General features: G+C 69.9%; 13 protein-coding genes. 8 read left to right on the forward strand and 5 right to left on the reverse strand.

Going from position 1 to position 13,324, the window contains the following annotated elements:
• Positions 1–10: 10 nt before the first annotated feature.
• Positions 11–778 carry an SDR family NAD(P)-dependent oxidoreductase gene (locus tag RM812_RS12775; RefSeq protein ID WP_311572603.1) on the reverse strand — a complete coding sequence of 256 codons (768 nt, stop codon included), beginning with the start codon at positions 776–778 and terminating at the stop codon, positions 11–13.
• A gap of 234 nt (positions 779–1,012) precedes the next feature.
• Between RM812_RS12775 and RM812_RS12780 the strand changes: the two genes are divergently transcribed.
• The 5 genes from RM812_RS12780 (at position 1,013) to RM812_RS12800 (ending at position 8,724) form a co-directional block, all read left to right on the forward strand.
• Positions 1,013–1,864 carry a helix-turn-helix transcriptional regulator gene (locus RM812_RS12780; RefSeq protein WP_311572604.1) on the forward strand — a complete coding sequence of 284 codons (852 nt, stop codon included), beginning with the start codon at positions 1,013–1,015 and terminating at the stop codon, positions 1,862–1,864.
• A 97-nt stretch (positions 1,865–1,961) separates the two neighbouring features.
• A complete protein-coding gene (locus tag RM812_RS12785) occupies positions 1,962–3,533 on the forward strand; it encodes an FAD-dependent monooxygenase (RefSeq protein WP_311572605.1) in 1,572 nt (523 codons plus the stop codon).
• Between the two features lie 202 nt (positions 3,534–3,735).
• Positions 3,736–5,112 (forward strand): D-alanyl-D-alanine carboxypeptidase/D-alanyl-D-alanine endopeptidase, encoded by a 1,377-nt coding sequence (dacB, locus tag RM812_RS12790; RefSeq protein WP_394816449.1) that lies wholly within the window; start codon positions 3,736–3,738, stop codon positions 5,110–5,112.
• Between the two features lie 322 nt (positions 5,113–5,434).
• Positions 5,435–6,280, forward strand: coding sequence for a prephenate dehydratase (locus RM812_RS12795; RefSeq protein WP_311572607.1), 846 nt, complete (start codon positions 5,435–5,437; stop codon positions 6,278–6,280).
• A 221-nt stretch (positions 6,281–6,501) separates the two neighbouring features.
• Positions 6,502–8,724 (forward strand): bifunctional glycosyltransferase/CDP-glycerol:glycerophosphate glycerophosphotransferase, encoded by a 2,223-nt coding sequence (locus tag RM812_RS12800; RefSeq protein WP_311572608.1) that lies wholly within the window; start codon positions 6,502–6,504, stop codon positions 8,722–8,724.
• Positions 8,725–8,759: 35 nt separating this feature from the next.
• On the opposite strand, the gene RM812_RS12805 is transcribed toward RM812_RS12800, so the two are convergent.
• Positions 8,760–9,143 carry a winged helix-turn-helix transcriptional regulator gene (locus RM812_RS12805; protein ID WP_311572609.1) on the reverse strand — a complete coding sequence of 128 codons (384 nt, stop codon included), beginning with the start codon at positions 9,141–9,143 and terminating at the stop codon, positions 8,760–8,762.
• A gap of 101 nt (positions 9,144–9,244) precedes the next feature.
• Here RM812_RS12805 and RM812_RS12810 point away from each other — a divergent pair, with 101 nt between their 5' ends.
• Positions 9,245–9,649 (forward strand): RidA family protein, encoded by a 405-nt coding sequence (locus RM812_RS12810; protein WP_311572610.1) that lies wholly within the window; start codon positions 9,245–9,247, stop codon positions 9,647–9,649.
• 183 nt (positions 9,650–9,832) lie between these two features.
• Here RM812_RS12810 and RM812_RS12815 read toward each other — a convergent pair whose 3' ends face one another.
• Positions 9,833–10,504, reverse strand: coding sequence for a TMEM175 family protein (locus RM812_RS12815; protein ID WP_311572611.1), 672 nt, complete (start codon positions 10,502–10,504; stop codon positions 9,833–9,835).
• 108 nt (positions 10,505–10,612) lie between these two features.
• Positions 10,613–10,735 (reverse strand): hypothetical protein, encoded by a 123-nt coding sequence (locus tag RM812_RS12820; RefSeq protein ID WP_311572612.1) that lies wholly within the window; start codon positions 10,733–10,735, stop codon positions 10,613–10,615.
• A 287-nt stretch (positions 10,736–11,022) separates the two neighbouring features.
• Between RM812_RS12820 and RM812_RS12825 the strand changes: the two genes are divergently transcribed.
• Complete coding sequence (locus RM812_RS12825) at positions 11,023–11,448, forward strand: DUF2267 domain-containing protein (RefSeq protein ID WP_311572613.1); 426 nt, start codon at positions 11,023–11,025, stop codon at positions 11,446–11,448.
• A 441-nt stretch (positions 11,449–11,889) separates the two neighbouring features.
• Here the strand turns inward: RM812_RS12825 and RM812_RS12830 are convergent, their stop codons facing one another.
• A complete protein-coding gene (locus RM812_RS12830) occupies positions 11,890–12,252 on the reverse strand; it encodes a hypothetical protein (protein WP_311572614.1) in 363 nt (120 codons plus the stop codon).
• A gap of 115 nt (positions 12,253–12,367) precedes the next feature.
• On the opposite strand from RM812_RS12830, the gene sigJ reads away from it, so the two are divergent.
• The gene (gene sigJ, locus RM812_RS12835; protein ID WP_311572615.1) at positions 12,368–13,294 is read left to right on the forward strand and encodes an RNA polymerase sigma factor SigJ; all 927 of its coding nucleotides are present in this window, start codon (positions 12,368–12,370) and stop codon (positions 13,292–13,294) included.
• Positions 13,295–13,324 lie beyond the last annotated feature (30 nt).

Consider the following 13,324-nt stretch of genomic DNA (forward strand, 5'->3'; position numbering starts at 1 on the left):
TGGAGGATGTTCAGGCCGCGGTGAAGCCTCCGTCGGCCGCGACCACGGCGCCCGTGACGAAACTGGACCGTGGTGAGGCGAGAAAGCACAGGACCTCGGCGATCTCCCGGGGCTGTGCCACGCGGCCCAGCGGCTGTGCGTCGGCGAAGGACGCGAGGTAGGCGCGGCTGTCGGGGCGGAAGGTGTCGAGGAAGTCGGTCTCGATGACGCCCGCGGCGACGAGGTTGGCGCGGATGCCCAGGGAGCCGCCCTCGATGGCGAGCACCTTGGTCAGCTGGGCCAGAGCGCCCTTGGACGCGCTGTAAACGGCGCCTTCGGGCAGGCCGACGGTGCATACGTAGGAGCCGGTGCTGACGATGGCTCCGCCGCCGCGTTCCTTCATCGCTCGGAAGGCCTCGCGGGCGAAGAAGAAGGAGCCGCGGGCGTTGACCGCCATCACGGTGTCCCAGTCTTCGGCGGTGGTTTCGGTGACGGGCTTGTTCAGGGTGCGTCCGGCGTTGTTGACCAGGATGTCCAGTCCGCCGAAGGCGTCGACGGCCGTGCGCACCGCCCGCGTGGCGGTCCCTTCCAGCGTGACGTCCCCGGTCATCGTCACGACACCGGGGAACTCGTCCGCCAGCGAGGAGAGTCCGGGCCGCACGTCGACGGCGACGACGCGGGCGCCGCGGGCATGCAGGAGGGCCACGGTCTCTTTGCCCACGCCGCGCGCGGCCCCCGTGACCAGGGCGGCCTTTCCGGCGAACTCGGCGGGTTCGGTGGACTCGGACGCGGATGCCATGGTGTGTTCCTTTGCGAGGTGGGGCCGGATGTCGGCGTGGCGCGCCCGGATGGCTGCGCGGTCGCAGGACGGGACGCCGTCAGTGGCTGCGACTGTGGCTGTGGCTGTCGAGCCGGTGTCGGACGAGGAGTGCGCCACCGAGTCTGCGCAGGTCAACGGGGCCCGACCAGGACGTCTGCTGCCTGGGTGCGGCACACCCAGGCAGGGCACCGGGCCACCACCTAGCCTGGGGGCATGGACGACAACCACCTCGGAGAGTTCCTGCGCGCGCGCCGTGCCGGCCTGCGGCCGGAGGACGTCGGCATGGCGAGCTACGGCGTCCGCAGAGTCGCCGGACTGCGGCGCGAAGAGGTCGCCGTCCTGGCCGGGGTGAACGCCGACTACTACACCCGCCTGGAGCAGGGACGCGAGCGCCATCCTTCCTCCCAGGTACTGGACGCACTCGGCCGCGCACTGCGGCTCGACGCGGACGCCCGAGCCCACCTGTACCGGCTGGCCGGTGCCCCACCGAGCGACCAGCCTCGCGCCCACATCGCCGAGCGGGTCAGTCCCGCGCTGCGTCAGCTGATGAACGGCTACGCCAACACGCCGGCGTTCGTCATGAGCCGGAACCTGGACGTCCTCGCCGCCAACGCCCTGGCCGACGCGCTCTACGCCCCGTTCACCCCGGCGGACAACCTGGCCCGCATGACCTTTCTGGACCCCGCGGGCCGGCACTTCTACACGGACTGGGACCGCGCGGCCCAGGCCACCGTCGCCAACCTGCGCCAAGCCGCCGGCTTCGACCCCGACAACCCGCGGCTACGTGAACTCGTGGACACGCTCACGGAGCACAGCGCGGAATTCACGCGCCTGTGGAAGGCGCACAGCGTGCGTGGCAAGACACAGGACGCCAAGCACCTCCTCCATCCGGAGGTCGGCCCCCTCACGCTGACCTACCAGTCCTTCGACGTCCGCGACGCCCCGGGCCAGCAGCTCGTCATCTACCACGCCGAACCGGGCAGCCCCAGCGTCCAGGCTCTGGATCTCCTCGGAAGCCTTCAGGCCACCCGGCGCCAGGCCGGGTTCGGTTCCCACAGCCAGTAGGAACACGCGGTCGGGACATCATCTGCGGGAATCCGCCTCGCCCTCCTGCCACACTCACCGAGTGCCCTGACAAGCGGGAGGCGAGGAGGACTTCGACATGCCCGTACCCGGCGCCGAGACGGACGTGCTGATCATCGGCGGCGGGCCGGTCGGGCTTACCGCCCGAGCGCTCCTGGAACGCTGGGGCGTGCGGGTACTGCTGGTCGAGAAGCACCGCGAGTTGTCGCCCTTTCCGCGGTCCCGGCTGGTCAACGTGCGCTCGATGGAAGTTTTCCGCCAGCTCGGGCTGACCGACCAGATCACCGCCGCCGCGTTCGCACCGGAGTACGGCCGCATCCGCTTCCGCGACACCCTGTACGGGCGCGACTTCGCCACCGCGGCGATGGTCGGGGTGAATGCGCCGGTACCCGAGAGTCCCGTGACCGGTGCGGTCACCTCGCAGGACCGGTTGGAACCGATTCTGCTCGCCGCAGCGGACGCACGGGTGTGGTTCGGGGTCGAGCTGATCGGTCTGGCAGAGGAGACCGACAGCGTCGTGGCTCTGCTCGTCAACCGTCACGGCGGTGAAGAGACTCGCGTCCGTGCCCGCTACGTACTCGCCGCCGACGGCGCGCACTCCACCGTCCGGCGACTGCTGGGAATCGGCACCACGGGCCCCGGAGCGCTGGGGGATGTCACCACCGTCGTGTTCGACGCCGACCTCGACCGCTGGTGCGCCCACCAGCCCGCCGGGGTCTACGTCACCGCGCACGGCTCATTCCTCCCGCTCTACCCGGAAGGAGGCTGGGCCTGGTTCGGCCCCACACCCGAGGACCCCGCACACACCGACTGGCCCGGCCTCGTCTCGCGCGCCCTCGGCCCCACCACCGAGGTACGGGCCGAGGTGCTCCGCGTCCAGCACTGGGTGATGAACGCGTTCGTCGCCGAACGCTTCCACCGGGGCCGGATCCTGCTGGCCGGCGATGCCGCGCATGCGATCCCCATCGTCGGCGGCCTGGGCATGAACGCCGGCGTCGCCGATGCGCACAACCTGTGCTGGAAACTGGCGGGCATGCTCCACGGGTGGGCCGGACCACGTCTGTCGGAGACCTACGACACGGAACGACAGCCGGTCGCCCACCAGACCCTGCGCCAGGCGGTGGCCAACACCCGGCTTCTGCTCCAGGTGCAGAACCGGCGCCGCGACCAGCTGAGAGCCGGCGAGGCGTCGTCGGCCCGGATCGGACTTCCCTGGTCGGAGGAGTACTTCGCGCAGCTCGGCCTCGTGCTCGGCGTCGCCTACGACTCCGACGCCGTCCTCACCGCCCCCGGCACCCCACCCGAGCCGTCCGAGAGCGGCACGGACTACGTCCCCAGCACAGCGCCGGGCCATCGCATGCCGCACCTCTGGCTCACACCCGACAGCTCCACGCTCGACACCGTCGGCGAATGGTTCACCCTCCTGACCCCGGACCCCGCCCACTGGGAGCGACAGGCCACCGCCACCACCGCCTGGCCGTTGCGCACCGAGACCCTTCCGTACGAGCACATCGGCCTCTGCGGCCTTGGCCCGCACGGTGCACTGCTCATCCGGCCCGACGGGCACATCGGCGCCCGCTGGGTCGACCGCTCACCGAGCGACGCCACCCTCCGCCACGCCCTCACCACCATCACCGGGCAGCCGCGGTGACCCCTCCGGTCCATGCCGGCAGTGCGGGCAGGGCCGTTTGTGAACGTCCCTTCACCGGCATCGGGACTCGTGGAGACCTTTTGCAGGTGCGTTCGGAAGGCGTGCCGAGATCCGCGGGGCATGCGTGGACCGGTGGTAGCGTGCGCGCCGCTCAACCGGCCAGAGAACTCTGTACTCGACGTTTGGATTCTCCTTGAGTGACATGGCAGACGAGACGCCTACGAGCACATTCGCCCCGGGAGGTCGCCACCGGCACCGGCGGACCAGACAGCCCAGCACCGCCGTCCGGCGAGCCGTCGTACTCGCGATGGCCGTGCCGGTGGCCTCGGCCGCGCTGGCCGGCACCTCGGCGTTCGCGGCCGACAAGGACACCACCGCGACAGCGGCCGAAGGTGCGACAACAGCGGTCCAGGGCGACGGTGTCGGGACGGACGACGCACGGCTGGTCGCGAACCTCGACGCCCGTGTTCTCGACCAGCGTCTGGGAGCCGACGTCAGCGGCGTGGTCCTGGACGCCGACTCGGAGGACGAGATCTGGGCCCGCAACGCCACCACCGCGATGATGCCGGCGTCCAACGCCAAGCTCGCCACGGCGACCGCCGCCCTGACCGTACTGGGCCCGGACCACCGGTTCACGACCAAGGTCGTCTACGGCCACGGCACGCTGACCCTCGTCGGAGGCGGTGACCGGACTCTCACCAGTGACGACCTCGCCGAGTTGGCGAAGACGGCCGTGGCCGGACTCGAGGCGGCGGGCCTGTCCTCGGTGAAGGTCGCCGTGGACGACAGCCTGTTCGCCGAGCCCTCCCTGGCCGACGGCTGGAACGAGGGCTACTACCCCACCGAGGTCGCACCGGTCCGATCCCTGGTCGTGGACGGCCGCAGTGTCGAGGACACCTCTCTCGACGCGGGCAAGGTCTTCGCCGAGCAACTCGCCACGGCCGGCGTCGCCGTCGACGGCGATGTCATCCGTGCCACGGCGCACCGACGGGACGTACCGGTCGCCCGGCACAAGTCCGCGCCGCTGAGCGACGTCGTCAGGACGATGCTCAAGACCAGCGACAACAACATCGCCGAGACCCTGCTGCGCGTGACCGCCGTGGAGGCGGGCCGCCCCGCCACGTTCGAGGGCGGCACCGAGGTCGTGCGCCATGTGCTGAGCGATCGGTACGGCGTGTCCCTCGAGAACTTCGAGATGTACGACGGCAGCGGCCTGTCGCGCGCGGACCGCATCCCGGCCGTAACGCTCGCGCAGATCCTCGAGCTGCTGACCGAGCCCCGCCACGCGCACACCCTCGGGTCCGTCCTGGAGGGCCTGCCGGTCGCCGGCGAGGCCGGTGCCACGCTGGGCCCGGAGTGGGGGCGCTTCGACGACCCGAACTCCGAGTGTGCCGTCGGCAAGGTGCGTGCGAAGACAGGCACCCTCACCGGTGCCGTCGCTCTGAGCGGTCTGACGCGGACCGAAGACGGGGAGTGGCGGGTGTTCTCCTTCATCGAGAACGGCTCGACGGCCGCCCCGAACGACATCAAGAACGCCATGGACGGTCTGGCGGCGACCGTCAACGGCTGCTGGGCCTGACCCGCCGAGTCCGAGGGGCCGTCGGCAGGTCGTGGGCACGCACGCGTGACTCGGCCTGCCGACGGCCCTCCCGGGCGGCTCTCCGACGACATCTCGGGGGGATACCCGAACGTGACGGCCACCGGCCGGCACAGCCTGGACGCCCCTCGGGGCATGTCGTGACGGCGGCCCACGAACACGCGATCGCGTCCCGACCAGGGACGGACGTCACCCTCCGGAGTCTCTCGTTGTGGACAGCACCGCGGTCCTGCAGCATCCGAGGTCTACGGTGGCCTTCCTGCTGACCGACGAGGCAGGCTCCCCGACCGGAAGGTGACAAACGGTGACGACCGTCGCATACCAGGGCGAACACGGCTCCAACTCGGCGACCGCCACCCAGAAGCTGTTCCCCGGCAGCACCGAGCTGCCCTGCACGAGCTTCGAACAGGCCCTGGACGCGGTGACGCTGGGCTCGGCCGACCTGGCGGTGATCCCGGTGGACAACTCGGCGGCCGGACGGGTGGCGGACGTGCACCACCTGCTCCCGGAGTCGGGCCTGTTCGTGATCGGCGAGTACTTCCTCGCCATCCACTTCGACCTCATGGGCGTCCCCGGAACGTCGCTCGACCAGGTGGAGTGCGTCCGCAGCCACGTGCACGCCCTGGGGCAGTGCCGCAAGGTGCTGCGGGAGGGCGGCTGGCGCACGCTCGTCTGCGACGACACCGCGGGGGCGGCCCGCGAGGTGGCGGAGCTGGGCGATCCCCGGCACGCGTCGCTCGCCCCGCCCGCCGCGGCCCGGCACTACGGGCTCGACGTGCTGCGGGCGGGGGTCGAGGACGACCCGGAGAACACCACGCGGTTCGTCGTCCTGTCCCGCGACGCCACCTTCGCGCCCCTCACGGACGGGCCGACGATGACGAGCCTGTTCTTCGCCGTACGGAACATCCCCAGCGCCCTCTACAAGGCGCTGGGCGGCTTCGCCAGCAACGCGGTGAACCTCACCAAGATCGAGAGCTATCAGATGGGCGCCGGCCTCAACCCGAGCTGCTTCTACGTCGAGATCGAGGGCCACCCCGACGAGTCCCACGTCGAGCTCGCCCTGCAGGAACTGCGCTTCTTCTCCTCCGAGGTGCGCGTCCTGGGCGTCTACCCGGCACACCCGCACCGCCTGCGGGAACGGGCCGCGTGAGGCGCCCTCCCCGTCCGGATGTCCCGCGTACCCGGTTGCCGCACGTCTGCGGGGCGCACCGCTCCCGACGGTGGCCCGGGAGCGACCGACGTGGTCCTGCCGTTCGCGACGCGGACCCGGCGGCGATCACGCCGATTCCCAGCGCATGTACAACCTCGCGGGACCATCGCGAGTCTTCGTGACGAGTTCCGGTAACCCTTACATCGCCTGGAGTTGTCCGAATGCCTCGGTTCAGCGTCGTCATCCCTGTGTTCAAGGTGGAGGGGTACCTTCGCGAGTGCCTGGACTCGGTTCTGGAGCAGTCGTTCCGGGACATCGAGCTGATCGTCGTCAACGACTGCTCACCGGACTCCTGCGGGGCGATCATCGACGAGTACGCCGCCCGCGACGAGCGTGTCAAGGCCGTCCACCTGCCCGAGAACGTGGGCCTGGGCCGGGCGCGCAACACCGGACTGGAGCGCGCGCGGGGTGACTACGTCCTCTTCCTCGACAGTGACGACTCCTACCTCCCCGGCCTGCTGCAGGCGCTGGCCGCCCGGCTCGATGCGGTCGGGGACCTGGACATCCTCGCCTTCGACCACGTGCGTACCCATTGGTGGGGCCGGGGCGACCGCAGCAAGGCCGCGGACCTGATCGAGCGGGCAGGCACGGACGTCTTCCGCCTCAAGGACCGGCCCGAGTACCTGCGGCTGTTCCTGGTGGCCTGGAACAAGGCGTTCCGCCGCGAGTTCTTCCTCGAGCAGGGCTTCCAGTACGCCCCCGGCCTGTACGAGGACGCGCCGGTCACCTTCATGGCGATGGTCACGGCCGAGCGCATCGGGTGCCTGAACAGGGTCGGCGTCGCGTACCGTCAGCGCCGCCAGGGCGCCATCACGAAGACGCCGGGCCGCAAGCACTTCGACATCTTCACCCAGTACGAGGGGTTGTTCGCCTTCCTCGCGGAGCGTCCCGAACTGGTGTGGGCCCAGTCCTTGCTGTTCGAGCGGGCCGTGTACCACATGCTGTTCGCGCTCAAGCGCCCTGAGCGGGTCAGGGTCGCCGACCGCCGGGAGTTCTTCGACCGCACCTCGGACTTCTACGCGGAGCACCTCCCGGCCGGCTTCACTCTGCCCGAGGGATCGACCGGGGTGTACATGCGTGCCCTGGCCAAGAGGTCCTACCGCGCCTACCAGGCGACCGAACTCGCCGAACGGGTCACGAAGGCGGGACCGAGCAAGGTCCTCAAGGCCAGAACCAAGGTCGGCAAGCGCGCGTACGCGGGCATGTACACCGTGCAGCGCCGGGGATCTCTGGATCCGAACCTCGCCGTCTACACCTCCTACTGGGACCGGCTGCCGTCCTGCAACCCGCTCGCCGTCTTCGACAAGGCCAAGGAACTGGCCCCGGAGGTGCACGGCGTCTGGGTGGTACGCGAGGAGCTTGCCGACCAGGTGCCCGACGGCATCGACCACGTGCTTCGCGACTCGCGCCGCTACTGGGAGGTGATGGCCCGTGCCAGGTATTTCGTGAACAACGTCAACTTCCCGGACAGCATCGTCAAGCGCCCGGGGCAGTTCCACCTGCAGACGCACCACGGCACCCCGCTCAAACGCATGGGCATCGACCAGCGTGGCTTTCCCGCCGCCGCCCGGGGCATGGACTTCGACCGCCTCCTCGCACGTGTGGACCGCTGGGACCTCAGCGTCTCCTCCAACCAGCACTCCACCAGGCAGTGGAAGCGCGCCTACCCCGGCACCTACGAGACCCTCCATGCGGGCTACCCGCGCAACGATCGCTACTACCGTTCCAGCGCCGAGGACGTCGCCGCCATCCGCGCCCGACTCGGTATAGCCCCGGGCAAGACCGCCCTGCTGTACGCACCGACCCACCGCGACTACCGGACCGACTGGACACCGTCCTTCGACCTGGCACGCCTGGCCAAGGCTCTGGGCGACGATTTCGTCCTGCTGGTCCGTACCCACTACCTCTACGGACGGAATCCGGAGTTGAGCGACCTCGCCGAACAGGGTGCCGTCATCGACGTGTCCCGTCACCCCGTCGTCGAGGACCTGTGCCTGGCGGCGGATGCACTCATCGCCGACTACTCGTCCCTCACCTTCGACTACGCCAACCTCGACCGCCCCGTCGTCATCTACGCCGACGACTGGAAGGTCTACTCCCAGGTCCGCGGCGTCACCTTCGACCTCCTCTCCGGCCGCCCCGGTGACACGCCCGGATCCGTCGCGACCACCGAGGACGAACTCGTCGACACCTTCCGCAGCGGTCGTTGGCGCGGTCCCGAGGCCGCCACGCTGCGTGCCGCCTTCCGTGAACGCTTCTGCCAGTACGACGACGGACACGCCGCCGAACGCGTCGTACGCCGGTTCTTCCTCGGGCAGGACGCGGAACCGGCGACAGTCCCGCTGGCGCAGCGCACCCCGGCGCCCAAGCCGTCCCTCCGCTGACCCCGGTGACGTCGTGGGGCACGATCCTCGTGCCCTCAGGTGTCGAAACGGCCGCGCGCGCTCTCGATGTGACCGAGGTACTGGTGGGTCCAGCCGCACAGTGCGTCGACCGTGGTGCGCAGCGCCCGGCCCGGCTCGGTGAGGGTGTACTCGACCCGCGGCGGCACGGTGGGGTGGACCTTCCGGTCGACCAAGCCGTTGCGTTCCAGCATGCGCAGGTTCTGGGTGAGCATCTTGTGGCTGACACCCTCGACCTCGTTGCGCAGCTCGCTGAAGCGCAGGGTGCGTTCGCCGAGCGTCTCGATGATCAGGAGCGCCCACTTGTTGGCGACGTCCGAGAAGATCTCCCGCGCCAGGGAGTCCGCGCGCCTCAGGTCAGCGTCCTCGGGCAGGCCCTTGAGCAGTTGCTTGGTCACCATCAGGTTCCTCAGTCACCGAAAAGTGCGTTCTTCCAGGTCCGCGGTCACTCTCCTACAGTTTCCGAGTAACCACAAGAGAGCACAGCGGAAAGGCAACCACCATGGCCACCACCGTCGACGTCTTCAACCACAACGTGCCGGCCGAGAGCGACTTCGGCTACTCGCAGGCGATCAGCTCCGGCGAGCTGATCCACGTCTCCGGGCAGCTCTCGCTCGAGGAGTCGGGCGAGTTCTCCCACGCGGACGACTTCGCCGCCCAACTCGAGCAGACCCACGCCAACATGGACAAGGTCCTGGACCACTACGGAGTCACCCGGAAGCAGGTCGTCTCGCAGGTTCTGTACGTGGTGGACCTGCGGCAGAACGCCGCGGCGACGGCGCGGGGCAACCTGGCGTACTTCGGCGACCACCGCCCCGCCAGCACGGTCCTCGGCGTCACCGAACTGACCTTCCCGGGCCAGGTCATCGAGATCAGCTTCGTCGTCGACAGGAACCTCCCCGCCTGAGCACCCCCAGGGCCGTCCCGGGGGCGGCAGCCGGAAGCCTCTCGTCCAGGGCGACCGCCGGGAGCCGCAGCAGCGGCCACTCACCGCCCTCGCCGAACGCCTGACGTCGTCCCCCACCGGTCGCCCACACCGTCGTCCACCGCGACGACAGCCACCGCTCGGAGGCAGGCGTACGCCGAGGTGCTACGAGCGCTGACGTCGCACTTGGGGCAGGCCTTCGCTGGTGACGAAGTAGAAGACGGGCAGGCACAGGAAGACCGCCAGCGCGATGACCGGGTGGAGGAACCATCCCAGCGCGCCTCCGACGGCGTACGCCAGGATGCCGGCAGCCGAGCGTGCCTGCCCCTGTCGCACATAGCGCGGCTCGGCGCGAGGTGAGAGCAGTGCGGGCTTTCCGGCGAGATGAACGTAGATCCACAGCCAGCTGGCGCACATCGCGGCGGCGATCAGTGCGTACAGGGCCACCGCGGTGCGGGCGTCGGAGCCGACGAGGTCCTCTTGCAGCGCCTCGGAGATCACAGCCGTGGGAAAGGCCAGAGCCGCGGTGGTGAGCAGCAGAGCCAGATTCGCCGCGTGAAGCCCGCGGTCGACGGTACGGATCCGAGTGAACGCCTGGTGGTGGTTCAGCCAGATCACTCCGATGTACGCGAACGAGATCAGGTACCCGAGGTACACGGGCCACTGATGCAGCAGTCCGCTCAGCAGGTGGCCGGATGCGTGCTCCGGCGTGCGCATCTCCAGGGCCAGGATCGTGATGGCGATGGCCATCACCGCATCGCTGAAGGCCTCTACGCGGCTGGTGTCGGTCTGGGCGAACCCATCCCTCTCGCTCCCCTGAAGTGGAGAGTCGCCCATGCCCGAAGAAGGCGGTTGGTGCGTCACGCTCCCAGCCTCGCTCACGGCCACGCGAGCGGCCAACTCATGGGGCTACTTGCCGTATCGGCGCCCGCGGAGCACGGGTGGTCAACGTCCGTCGCGGTCGTTGGCGAACTGCAGCCCCGGCGTGCCACCGGTCTCGATGAACAGCCGCAGGAACTCCTCGACGGTCTCCTTGCGCGCCCAGTGCCGTTGCAGCTCACACGGCAACCGGACCCATGAGATCGGCGCGCCGCGGCCTGCTCGATGCGCCGCAGGGCGACCTCGTGCGGAGGCGAAACCGGTCTGCCGGCGTGACGGCCGGCGGGGCACGAGCGTGGCACAAGCCGCACTTGCACCATTGTGCAATGACCCCGAACCACCTGCATCCCCTGCTCCCCCGACCCCCCGAAGACGCCTTGTGGGCGGCCGGCAACGGGGTACCCGCCCTTGTACCGGTGTCGTCCCGCTGAATCAGACCTTGAGGAAGCGGACCTCGAGGAAAGGACACCACACTCATGCAGCACGACGAAATGATCGGAAAGGTGCAGGCTCTGACGCAGCTGCCCGGCCGCGGACCTGCTGAGCAGGCCACGCGTGCGGTCCTGACCACGCTGGCCGAACGGCTGCCGTCCGGGCTCGCCGACCACATGGCCGCTCAGCTTTCGCCACAACTGGCCGCCTCGATCCGAGAGGTGACGGACTCCGCGACCGCAGGATCATCGAAGCCGTCGGCGGAGCGCTTCGACCTGACCGCGTTCGCCGGGCGCATCGCCGCCCGCACCGGAACGGACGAGGATGCCGCCCTGCGCGAGGCCGCCGGCGTCCTGGAGGTGCTCGACGCCGCCCTCACCCCGGAGCTGATGGAGAACGTGTCCGGAGCACTGCCGGCGGACATCCGCGAACTGGTGCCCTCGGCGCGCGCCACCGAGGGCGGGGCCTGACGGGACCCGCACCCGCGGCGTCCTCCGTCCCGACGGACAGGTCCGTGACATTCCTGTGCCGGGGGACCGGCACAGGACCAGAGCTCGCGAGTCCGAAACTTCTCGCATCACGTTCGGTGACATGCGAGCGATCAGGGCAAGGGAGGGGTCGGAAGCGCTCCGGCATGCAGTCTCGATTGAATCTTTCCCATACGTGAACGATTCGCATCTATGCGAACCGCCCAGGCCCCCGACCGGATCTACGCCGCCGTCCGGCGGATCACCGTTCCGCGTGCGGCGCAGACGCCCGTCGCGTTCCGGTCACGATCACCGGCTCGGAGGGGACGAACATCACCGTGCGGGCCGTCATCGACAGCCCGGCCGTTCCCCGCTCCCGGCTCGAGGGCTTCGTCGAGGCGGCGCACTTTCCCCGCGCCGTCCGCGCGGACGGCGTCTCGGACCTCAGCGCCGCGCCAGCGCCAGCAGGCTGAGCCCGAACATCAGGACGCCCAGCGGGAGATGGACGGACGGTACGTGCGCGATGCCCAGCACGACCTGCACGGAGGCGAGGACGAGGAAGCCGGACGCGTGCCCTATGGGCCGGGGCGAGCCACCGCCCGGCTTCCACGCCAGCACCGCGGCGAGCACGTACAGCATCGACGCCCCGTACATCACACGGGCTCCCACATCGTGCAGGGTCTCTCCGTAGGACGAGGTCAACAACAGCCCGGCGGAGACCGCTTGAAGGAAGATGGTCAGGGTCTGCGCAGCGATCGCGACCTGCAGAAACGAGTAGCTGCGCTGTGCCGTCGCCTGGGTGGCCATGTCACGGTCCCCTTTCCCGCCCGGAGGCAGTGGATCGATAGGGTGTCACCAGCCCGACGACGCGGGCCCGCGAAAGGTAAGGCGAGGAGTCGGTCGGGAACATGGGGGTGGCGGGGTGGCGGATACGAGCACCGATGAGATAGCCGGCGAGCGACGCCAACTGATCAATGTCGCCTACCGGTTGCTCGGGTCACTGGCCGAGGCCGAGGACGCCGTGCAGGAGGCGTACGCGCGCTGGTACGCGCTGCCGCGGGGCCGTCAGGAGGAGATCGTGTCCCCCGGCGCCTGGCTGACCACGGTGACCGGTCGCATCTGCCTGGACGTGCTCGGCTCGGCGCGGGCCCGACGTGAGCGCTATGTCGGCGCGTGGCTGCCCGAACCACTGCCCGACCGTGCCGAGTGGGGCCACGGTGAGGGCACCGATCCCGCCGACCAGATGGTCCTGGACGAATCGGTGACCATGGCCTTCCTCGTCGTCATGGAGTCGATGACACCCGCCGAGCGGGTGGCGTTCGTCCTGCACGACGTCTTCCGGTACCCCTTCGTCGAGATCGCCGACGTTCTCGGCCGGTCCCCTGCGGCCTGCAAACAGCTCGCGGCCTCGGCCCGGCGGCGGGTGCGCGCCGTGCGGGCTCCGGTGACGGCGACCGTGCAGGCCGACGCGGTGCGGCAGGTCAAGGAGGCATGGGAGAGCAAGGACATCGCGGCCCTCGTCGACCTCCTCGACCCGGCCGCAGTGATGACCGCCGACGGCGGCGGCATGGTCGGTACCGCCCTGCGCCCGATCGAAGGCGGCGCGCGCATCGCCCAGTACATGGTGGCCATCGCGGCCAAGGCTCCGGGGCTCGAACTCCTGGAGCGGCCGGTCAACGGTGTGCCCGGTCTGGTGGCCCAGCGTGCCGGAGTCGTCATGACGGTGGCCTCGTTCGTCGTCACCGACGGCCGCGTCACCCGGATCTGGGCGGTCCGGAACCCGGAGAAGCTGCGGTCGTGGGCGCGGGACGGCCAGGTCTTGTCCGGCGGCTCACGGGTGCAGCCATGAGTGGATTTCCGCGCGGTGACCGTGCCGTGC

Source organism: Streptomyces lancefieldiae (assembly GCF_031845825.1).
GTDB lineage: Bacteria > Actinomycetota > Actinomycetes > Streptomycetales > Streptomycetaceae > Streptomyces > Streptomyces lancefieldiae.

Bases quoted from the DNA above. Each gene is read 5' to 3' on its own strand.
- RM812_RS12815 (WP_311572611.1), bottom strand. From the start codon at position 10,504: ATGGGCGACTCTCCACTTCAGGGGAGCGAGAGGGATGGGTTCGCCCAG.
- RM812_RS12805 (WP_311572609.1), bottom strand. From the start codon at position 9,143: ATGGTGACCAAGCAACTGCTCAAGGGCCTGCCCGAGGACGCTGACCTG.
- RM812_RS12825 (WP_311572613.1), top strand. From the start codon at position 11,023: ATGCAGCACGACGAAATGATCGGAAAGGTGCAGGCTCTGACGCAGCTG.
- RM812_RS12800 (WP_311572608.1), top strand. From the start codon at position 6,502: ATGCCTCGGTTCAGCGTCGTCATCCCTGTGTTCAAGGTGGAGGGGTAC.
- RM812_RS12810 (WP_311572610.1), top strand. From the start codon at position 9,245: ATGGCCACCACCGTCGACGTCTTCAACCACAACGTGCCGGCCGAGAGC.
- RM812_RS12775 (WP_311572603.1), bottom strand. From the start codon at position 778: ATGGCATCCGCGTCCGAGTCCACCGAACCCGCCGAGTTCGCCGGAAAG.
- dacB (WP_394816449.1), top strand. From the start codon at position 3,736: ATGGCAGACGAGACGCCTACGAGCACATTCGCCCCGGGAGGTCGCCAC.
- RM812_RS12785 (WP_311572605.1), top strand. From the start codon at position 1,962: ATGCCCGTACCCGGCGCCGAGACGGACGTGCTGATCATCGGCGGCGGG.
- RM812_RS12830 (WP_311572614.1), bottom strand. From the start codon at position 12,252: ATGGCCACCCAGGCGACGGCACAGCGCAGCTACTCGTTTCTGCAGGTC.
- RM812_RS12780 (WP_311572604.1), top strand. From the start codon at position 1,013: ATGGACGACAACCACCTCGGAGAGTTCCTGCGCGCGCGCCGTGCCGGC.